Genomic DNA, 9,029 nt, shown 5'->3' on the forward strand with positions numbered 1-9,029 from the left:
CCCCTGAGGGAGATCCGAAGCCCCCCAGGAAGTGAGACCGAAGTGAGCGACTTAGCCACCGGCTGGTCCGTGGACGACCGCTGCAACAACTGCGACGTCGCCCGGCAGCTCGCACCCGACCTCATCCACGAGGTCGGCCACCGCTCGGAGGTCGTGCGCCAGCCCCGCGACGCCGCCGAGGAACGCCGGATGTACGCCGCCGCGTTCGCCTGCCACACCCGCTCCATCCGCCCCGCGTCCGGGCGCCTGGACAGCGCGCACGACCCCTACCCGCTGCCCGTCGACGACACCGTCCTGTTCTGCGGGCACAACTCCACGCACAACGCCGGAGCCAACTCCTACCTGCTGCGCCGCCCCGCGGGGAATCTGCTCATGGTCGACACCCCGCGCTGGAGCGAGGCGCTGGCCGCCAAGTACGAGGCGATCGGGCCCGTCACCGACGTGCTCCTCACCCACCGGGACCACGCGGCGCACGGCCGCAGGTACGCCGACCGCTTCGGGGCCCGGCTGTGGATCCACGAGGGCGACCTGGACGCGTCGCCGGACGCCGACCAGGTGCTGCGCGGCACGGACGCCGTGGAAGTCGCCGACGGAGTCGTCGCCCACCCGCTCTCCGGGCACACCAGGGGCAGCGTGCTCTACGTCGCCGATGAGCGGTACTGCTTCAGCGGGGACAGCTTCTACTGGTCGCGCTCGGTGGGCGACATCGTGGTGGCCGAGAGCGTGACCTGGTACTCCATCGAGGAACTCGCCGCCTCCTTGGCCCGCACGGCCGAACGGCTCCGCTTCGAGTGGCTGCTGCCGGGGCACGGCGACCGCAGGCATCTGCCTGCCGACGAAATGGCCGAGCGCATGCGGGCGTTGAGGGACCGCACCGCGACGCTGCGGCCCCGCCCGGTGGACTTCACCGCCCTGCGCTGGTGACCGCCCGTGGGCGGCGACACACCCCGCCGCCCGGCGGTGAATACATGCCGCGGGCGCCACTCCTCCTCTAGCGTCGCCCGCATGGCAACTGAACCGCGAAGGACCGACTCCGCACTCCCCGAGCCGCAGACGTTCGAGCTGCTCATCGTGCCCGAGTTCAACGAGGACGGCACGGAGACCGCCGACACCCGCGGCACCCTGCGCTCGGCGCTGGTGCGCGCCACCGGGGAGACCGGCGCCTCCGGCTATCCCCGCTACACCGGCGACGGCATGGAGGCCGACATCGACCCCGTCAGCCGGGCCGTGGAGGCGCTGCTCGTCGACGGGGCCGAACTGGACTACGGCCTCATGGTGCGCGTCGCCGACCACCCGGGCGGCTGAACCCCCGGCCCGGGCGGCTGAGCCGTCGGCCCGGCCGCCCGGCACCGGTCACGCGCGAGGTGACCCGGTCACGCGCTGCCGGGGCGCCGCGCGGCGGCCCGCTGCGCCCGGCGCGAGACCCGGCCCCCGGAGGCGGCGGGCGACGGCGCCGCCTCCGGGGCGATGCCCAGTTCCTCGCTGAGATCGGTGACGAACGAGCGCACCGTCGGGTACTCCACGAACGCCGAGGAGCGCACGGGGTGGGCCAGTTCGTCGCTGAGCTTGGCGATGACCTCGATCAGGATGAGCGAGTCGAGGCCCATGTCGAACAGGTTGGTGTCGAGATCCACGGTGCGCGGGTCGGGCGCGCCGAGCACGGCGGCGATCTCCTGCCGGATGAACCCGGTGAGCAGGGCGCTCTTCTCGGCGTCCGGCAGCCCTTCGAACCGGTGCCGCAGCGTCCGCGCGGCGGGCTTGGCGGCCGGTGCCGCGCTGCCGTGCGGCTCGATCCAGTGCCGTACGCGCTCGAAGGGGTAGGTGGGCAGCGGCACCCGGCGTATCCGCTCGCCCCGGTGGAAGGCGGCCCAGTCCACCTCCTCGCCCGCCGTCCACAGCCGCCCCAGCAGGCCGAGCAGGAACGCCGCGCCGACGGGGGCCGACTCCTGCGGCAGCAGGGCGAGGACCGGCCGGTCGGCGCCCGCCGTGTGCTGCGCGCCGATGTCTTCGAGCAGGCGCAGCGCGGCGTCGGGCAGCTCGGTGCGGTCGGCGGCGACGACGGGGGCGGTGACCCCCCAGTCGGCCAGGGTCCGCGCGGTGGCGTACTGCGCGGCGAAGCCCGCCGCCGGGCCCGGCGCGCCGAGCAGGCCGGACGCGGGTGTGCCCAGCTCGGCGGCGCACCGGTCGTAGTGCGCGCGGAAGGCGGCCGACTCCTCGTACAGGGCCGTGGTGTGTCCGGGGGCGCCGGTGCCGGGTGCCAGGGCGAGGACGGGTGACTCCGCGGTGGGGTCGCCGGTCAGGACCCGGCTGTCGTCGCCCAGGGCCAGGGCGAGGGCGGCGTCGCGTACGCCGGTCGCGACAAGCGCGCGGCGGTAGGGGTGTGCGCGGCGGCCCAGGGCGAGGGTCTGGGCCACGGCGGGCAGGCCGAGGTCACGGTCCTTGCGCAGGTGCCGGGCGAGGTCGGAGGTGACGGTGGCGAGGGCGGCGGGGGTGTTGGCGGAGAGCACCAGGAGGCGCGGCCCGGCGTCCTCGGCGCCGGAGGCGGTGGCGGCGGCGGGCGGCTCCTCCACGATGACGTGGGCGTTGGTGCCGCCGATGCCGAAGGAGCTCACCCCGGCCCGGCGCGGGGTCGGCCCCTCCGGCCACTCCGTGGTCTCGGTGGCGACGTAGAAGGGGCCCGCCGCGAAGTCGATCTCGGGGTTGGGCGCGTCGAAGTACAGGCTGGGGACCAGGGTGCGGTGGCGCAGCATCAGGATCGTCTTGATCAGGCCCGCCATGCCCGCGGCCGTGTCGAGGTGGCCGACGTTGGTCTTCACCGAGCCGAGGGCGCAGGACCGGGGGGCGAGCGCGTCGCCGTCGCGGCCGAAGGCCTGGTTGAGCGCGGCGACCTCGATGGGGTCGCCGAGCGGGGTCGCCGTGCCGTGCGCCTCCACGTACGAGACGGTCTCCGGGCCGATGTCGGCGATCTGCTGGGCCTCGGCGACGACGGCGGCCTGGCCCTGGACGCTCGGCGCGGTGTAACCGGTCTTGTCCGAGCCGTCGTTGTTGACCGCGGTGCCCTTGATGACGGCGTGCACGGTGTCGCCGTCGGCGAGGGCGTCGCTCAGCCGCTTCAGGAGGACGGCGCCGACGCCGTTGCCGATGACGGTGCCCTGCGCCTTGGCGTCGAAGGCCCGGCAGTGCCCGTCCGGGGAGAAGATCATGCCCTCGTGGTGGAGGTAGCCCTCGCCCTGGTCGGCCTGGATGTGGGCGGCGCCCGCGAGGGCCATGGTGCAGTCCCCGGAGAGCAGGCTGAGGCAGGCCAGGTGCACGGCGACCAGGGAGGTCGAGCAGGCGGTGTTGGTGCTGACGCTCGGGCCCTGAAGGTTCAGCTTGTAGGAGGTGCGGGTGGCGACGAAGTCCTTGTCGTTGGTGATCATCATGCGGTAGCGGTCGACGGACGACGCGGTGCGGTAGCGCTCGCCGAGGTTGTGCAACAGGTAGGTGTTCAGGCCCACCCCCGCGTAGACGCCGATCCGCTGCTCGCCCTGGAGCGGGTCGTAGCCCGCCCGTTCCAGGGCCTCGTGCGCGCACTGGAGGAACTGGCGCTGCTGGGGGTCGATCAGCTCCGCCTCGTCGCGGGTGATGCCGAAGAACCCCGCGTCGAAGGTGTCGGCGTCGGCGAGGACCTGCCCCGCCTTCACATAGCGGTCGTCACTCAGCTGCCGCTCCTCGACACCGGCCGCGCGCAGCTCCTCGTCCGAGAAGTAGGTGAGCGTCTCCCTGCCCTCGCTCAGCACCTTCCAGAACGCGTCGGGGCCGTCGGCGCCGGGGAACCGGCAGGCGAGCCCGATGACGGCGATGTCGGAGTCCCGGACCTCGATGTCCTGCCGCTCTGTCCGCTGGTCGTTCATGTTGTCTCCTCAACCCACCTTGATACCGAGGTCCGCCGCGACCGCGCGCATGTCCAGGAACGTCTCCGCGATGAACCTGGCGCCGTCGTCGGTGGTGTCCATCTGCTTGAACAGCTCGATGAGCGCCGTGCGGTGCTGCTCGCGGTCGCCCTCGCCCGCGGCGATCTCCAGGACCACCCGCTTGAGGTTCTCCTCGACCTCGGGCAGGTCGAGTGAGCGCGGGAACTTGATGCTGAAGGTGGAGCGGTCGTAGTCCTTGTTGCGGCTCACCGCACGCGTGTAGCTGGACGCGTTGAGCTTGTAGAACATGCAGTCCCAGTTCTTGAACGAGTAGTAGTTCAGGAGCGGGAACAGCGTGCAGTGCGTCTCCATCGGCGAAGAGGCGTACAGCCCCTTCTCCTTGAGCTCCGCCACCATGCGGTCGGGGTCGTAGTCGTGCCGCATGGCGATGAACGGAAACACGATCTTGGGGAGTTCGTCGTCCTCGGCGAAGAGGATCTCCTCGATCTCACCGTCGAAGAGTTCACTCGCGAGTTCGGGCCCGAAGGACTTGTAGAAGCCGCGCACCACTTCGCGGACGTTCGACTCCATCGTGAGGATCTGCTGCGGGTCGGCGCACAGGGCGATGTACGGGATGTGCTCGCGGTAGGCGTGCAGAATGGCCCTGATCACGAAGAACGTACGGCAGGAGACGCAGGGCAGTTTCTCGTCCAGGTACTGACCGGGCTTCTTCGGGCGCGGCCGGTTGAAGACGTCCCGCATCATCTTCTTGATGTTGTCGTCGTCCGCGTCCACCACGAACGTCGCGGGCAGCTTCTCCTGCGCCAGTCTGATGTTCTGCGCGGCGTGGGTGCTCTCGAAGGGCACGTCGAAGGTGTAGGCGAGGGTCCGCTTGCCGTACTCGTTGACGAACTTGTCCAGCATGTACGTGCTGTCCTTGCCGCCGCTGTACATGAAGAGGCAGTCGAAGTCGCCGTGCGGATTGGGCGGTGCCGCCTGGAATTCGGCGAACACCTCGTTGGTGTACTTGTAGTTGACGAGCAGGTCGCCCGCGAAATCGAGATTGCAGAGATTGCACACCCGCTGCTCGTCCAGGACGACTCCCGGGTGCCCCTCCTTGAGCGAGCAGATCTTGCAGCGAACGATGGTGGGTTCCACGATGCCTCCTAGAAAGATGTGCCGGACGTCCGGCCTCCGGCGGGCTCAGCGTTCGGCGCCGGACCTCCGACGGCGCGCTCCGAGCAGGGACCTCTCCCGGCCGCCCTGCTGCCGCCCGCGCACCTGCCGACGAGGCGCGGCGGCGTCCTCGGCGAGGTGGCGGGCCATCGTCCGGATCGTCGGGTGGCGGAACATGTCGAGGCGGCTCAGTGAGGGGCGCAGTTCCGCCCTGAGCCGGGCCACCACATGGGTCAGCCGCAGCGAGTCGCCCCCCGCGTCGAAGAAGTTGACGTCGGTGCCGACCCCCGGCACGCCGAGCGCGCTCCGCCAGATCGCGGAGATCCGCCGTTCGAGGTCGCCCTCGGGAGCCGCGTCCGCCGGGCCGCCGGACCCGGCCGCCACGGCGTGGGGCGCGGGCAGTGCCTTGCGGTCCAGTTTGCCGTTGGGCGTCAGCGGCAGCGCGGGCAGCGGGACGACGGCCGAGGGGACCATGTACGCGGGCAGCCGCGCCCGTACGTGCGCGCGCAGCTCGGCGGCGTCGGGCAGTCCGCCCGCCGCTTCGGCCACGGCGTACGCGACGAGCCTGCCGCCTCCCGGATCGTCCTCACGCACCACCACCGCGGCCTGGGCGACGGCCGGGTGGTCGCGCAGGACCGTCTCCACCTCGCCGGGCTCGATGCGGTAGCCGTGCAGCTTGACCTGGTTGTCCACCCGGCGCAGATACGCGAGGCGCCCGTCGGGCAGCTGCCGCACCAGGTCGCCCGTGCGGTACACGCGCCCTGGCGCGAAGGGGTCGTCGAGGAACCGGGCCGCGGTCAGCTCCGGACGGCGGTGGTAGCCGTCGGCCACCCCGTCGCCGCCGATGTACAGCTCCCCCGGGCTGCCGGGCGGCACGGGCCGCAGCCGCTCGTCGAGCACGTACATCCGCGTGTTGGCCAGCGGACGGCCGATGGTGACCGGACGCCCCGCCACCACGCGGTCGAGCGAGGACCAGATGGTGGTCTCGGTCGGCCCGTACATGTTCCAGACCCGGTCCGCCCGCCGCACCAGGTCGGCGGCCAGGTCACCGGGGAGCGCCTCGCCGCCGCACAGCACGGTCAGCCCGGCATGCCCCTGCCAGCCCGCGCCGATCAGCATCCGCCAGGTGACGGGCGTCGCCTGCATGACGGTCGGCCGGCAGGCCTCGATGAGCGCCCGCAGCGCGAACCCGTCGGCGGCGGTCTCCGCGGACGCCACCCGCAGCTCGCCGCCCGTGACGAGCGGCAGGTACAGCTCAAGGCCCGCGATGTCGAAGCAGGCGGTGGTGACCGCGAGCAGGGAGTCGTCGGGGCCGAAGCCCGGCTCCCGTGCCATGGAGCAGAGGAAGTTGGTCAGCGCCCGGTGGCCGACCCGCACACCCTTGGGCAGCCCGGTGGAGCCGGAGGTGTAGATGACGTAGGCGGGGTCCTTGGCGGAGGCCCGGTCGGGGAAGGGCTCCTCGCTGTCCGCCGGGTCATCGCCGGTCTCCACCACCCGTGCCGGGCAGTCCTCGGGCAGCGCGGAGGAGAGCGCGGGCTCGGTGAGCACGAGCAGGGCCTCGGAGTCGTCCAGCATGTGCCGGATGCGCTCGGGCGGGTAGACCGGGTCGAGCGGCACGTACGCGGCGCCCGTCCTGAGCACCGCCAGCAGCCCGGTGAGCAGGTCCGCCGAGCGGTTGAGGAACACCCCGACGAGGGTGCCGGGGCCCGCGCCGAGGCGGGCGAGGCGGTGGGCCAGGCGGTCGGCCGCGCGGTCGAGTTCGCCGTACGTCAGGACGGTGTCGCCGGACCGGACGGCGGGCGCCTGGGGCCGCCGGGCACTCCACTCGGCGAAGAGCTGGTGCACGCACCGGTCGGCGGGATAGTCGGCGGCCGTGTCGTTCCAGGAGTCGAGCACCTGACGGCTCTCGTCCTCCGACAGCAGCGGGAGCAGGCCCGCGTGCTCGTCGGGCCGCGCGGCGGCCGCGCGCAGGAACCGTCCGAAACGGTCGGCCAGTTGATGGGCGGCGGCCGTCCGCTCCGGATCGCCCGGGATGAAGGCGACGCTGCGCGGTGCCCGGCCGGGCCCGCCGAGCCGCACCGTCAGCTCGGGTCCGCCCCGGCGGCGGGCCGTGCCGTGGCCTTCGCTCAGGTCCACGGTGACCGGCAGCGGGGTGCCCGCGAGTGCCGCCCGTCCGCCGGGTCCCGGCATCCGCAGGTGCGCTCCCCGCAGCGGGGCGCCGCGCCCCGCCACCTCGGCGAGCCGTCCGGCGACCGCTTCCGCGAGCGCGGCCAGGGGGCGTTCCTCGTCGGCTTCCGGGGCACGGAAGGGCACGTCGGTCTCCGTGGGCCCGGGGGCGGCACCGGTCAGGCGCAGTGCCACGTCGAAGCCGCCCGCGCCCTCCCCCGCCAGTCGGCCAAGGAAGAGCAGGAGCGCGGCGAGCAGCCAGGCCCTGGCCGCCTCGGGGGCCTTGGCCGTGATGTCCGGCGGGACGTCGGCGCGGGCGAGGGTCTCGGCCGAGTCCGGGGACGCCAGAGGCCGCGGGGACTCCGGTGCGGCGGGCCAGGGGACTTCCAGGGGTGCCCGGTCGGCGAGCAGCCGGAGCCAGTACCGCTCGTGCCGCCGCGCGGCGCGGGCGGCGGACGCCCAGGCCGCCCGCGCCTCGTCGTCAGGGTCCGTGAACCGGTCGCCAGGACGCGGCCCCCGTGCGTCCCCGTCCAGCGCGCACAGGTCCGTCAGGCGTACGTCGAGGTCGGTGGTGGCGACGACCACGGCCGGACCCTCGACGGCGACCACGGTGCCGGGCGGGCTGGTCGACGGACGGTCCGTGACCTCCGCCTGCCGTACGGCGAAGAGCCGCTCGTCCAGGGCGAGCAGCGCGAGGCCGAACGCGTTGCGGTGCGGACCGAGGTCCGTGGCGCGCACCAGCCTGCCGAGGTCGGCGGCAGGCCTGCGCCAGTCGAACAGGCCGCCGTCGGGCGGGCCGTCGTACAGCCCGTGGTAGGTGCGCCGGGTCAGGTCCTGCGGGGTGCGGGTCTCGGTGCCCGCGGCCAGCTCGTCGACGAGTTCACCGAAGGCGGTGGCCGCCGCCTCGTAGCAGGCGAGATTGAGCGTGTACGCGGTGTCGTCGGGGCCGACCGGCACCGCCCGCTGCTTGAGCACGTCGCCCGTGTCGGCCTCGCGCTCCATGACGTGCCAGGTGACGCCGTGCTCGGCGGCGCCCTCCAGGACGGCCCAGCTGGTGGCGTGCAGACCGGCGAGCCGGGGAAGCGGCGCGTCGTGGAAGTTGACGGGGAGCCGCTCGGGCAGGGCGAGGACGTCGTCGGACAGCATCCGCAGGTTGGTGACGCTGAACAGGTACGCGAACCGCAGCGGGCGCAGCCGCTCGGCGAGTCCCCGGCCCGGCTCGACCACCGGCAGCCCGTGCCCGGCGGCCCAGCGGCACAGCCCCGGGTCCTCGGCGACCACGGCGGCCACCTGGTGGCCCCGGGTCAGCAGGTGCTCGCCGCACTCGGCGAGGAGGGGCTCCTCGCCGATCAGGACGGCGCTGAAGGACGTGGTCACCGCTGTTCCTCCTGGTCCTGGAGAGCACCGCTCAACTGGCGCAGCAGGCTGTCCACCTCGGCGTCGGAGAGGCTGTCGACGAGCTGCTCGATGCCGGGTTCCGGCGCGGCGGTGTGCTCCGCCTCGGGCTCGGCGTGCGGCTCGGACGGAGTCTTTGGTGTCCCCCCGTCGGTGCCCTGAGCGGCCGCCAGGTGACGGGCGAGGCGCTCGATGGTGATGTGCTCGAAGAGCAGGGTCGACGGCAGCGGCCCGTACTCCTTCTCCAGCTCCTTGGTGAGGCTGAGCACCACCAGGGAGTCGACGCCGTAGTTCTCGAAGGTGGCCCGGGGGTCCAGGAGGTCCTCCGGCATTTCGAGGACGCGCGCGAAGACCGCCTTGACCCGCCGCTCCGCGACGTCGGACCGGTCGGCCCCGGTG

At 73.1% G+C, this 9,029-nt stretch carries 6 protein-coding genes; 2 read left to right on the forward strand and 4 right to left on the reverse strand.

What is annotated here, in order from left to right:
• Positions 1-42: 42 nt before the first annotated feature.
• Positions 43-924 carry an MBL fold metallo-hydrolase gene (locus tag AB8Z36_RS23390; RefSeq protein WP_369215331.1) on the forward strand — a complete coding sequence of 294 codons (882 nt, stop codon included), beginning with the start codon at positions 43-45 and terminating at the stop codon, positions 922-924.
• An 81-nt stretch (positions 925-1,005) separates the two neighbouring features.
• A complete protein-coding gene (locus tag AB8Z36_RS23395) occupies positions 1,006-1,305 on the forward strand; it encodes a hypothetical protein (protein WP_369215332.1) in 300 nt (99 codons plus the stop codon).
• A gap of 68 nt (positions 1,306-1,373) precedes the next feature.
• Here AB8Z36_RS23395 and AB8Z36_RS23400 read toward each other — a convergent pair whose 3' ends face one another.
• From AB8Z36_RS23400 to AB8Z36_RS23415, 4 genes are all read right to left on the reverse strand, one after another.
• On the reverse strand, positions 1,374-3,893 hold the full coding sequence (locus AB8Z36_RS23400) for a beta-ketoacyl synthase N-terminal-like domain-containing protein (protein ID WP_369215333.1): 2,520 nt from the start codon (positions 3,891-3,893) through the stop codon (positions 1,374-1,376).
• Between the two features lie 9 nt (positions 3,894-3,902).
• Entirely contained in the window at positions 3,903-5,051 is a 1,149-nt protein-coding gene (locus AB8Z36_RS23405) for an OzmP (protein ID WP_369215334.1), read from the reverse strand.
• Positions 5,052-5,096: 45 nt separating this feature from the next.
• Positions 5,097-8,612: an amino acid adenylation domain-containing protein gene (locus AB8Z36_RS23410; protein ID WP_369215335.1), complete on the reverse strand. Its 3,516-nt coding sequence runs from the start codon at positions 8,610-8,612 to the stop codon at positions 5,097-5,099.
• Positions 8,609-9,029, reverse strand: a 421-nt coding sequence (locus AB8Z36_RS23415) for an acyl carrier protein (protein ID WP_369215336.1), incomplete at its 5' end; no start/stop codon positions are given. The genes AB8Z36_RS23415 and AB8Z36_RS23410, both read right to left, overlap by 4 nt.

This window comes from Streptomyces flavofungini (assembly GCF_041028215.1).
Classification (GTDB): domain Bacteria; phylum Actinomycetota; class Actinomycetes; order Streptomycetales; family Streptomycetaceae; genus Streptomyces; species Streptomyces flavofungini_B.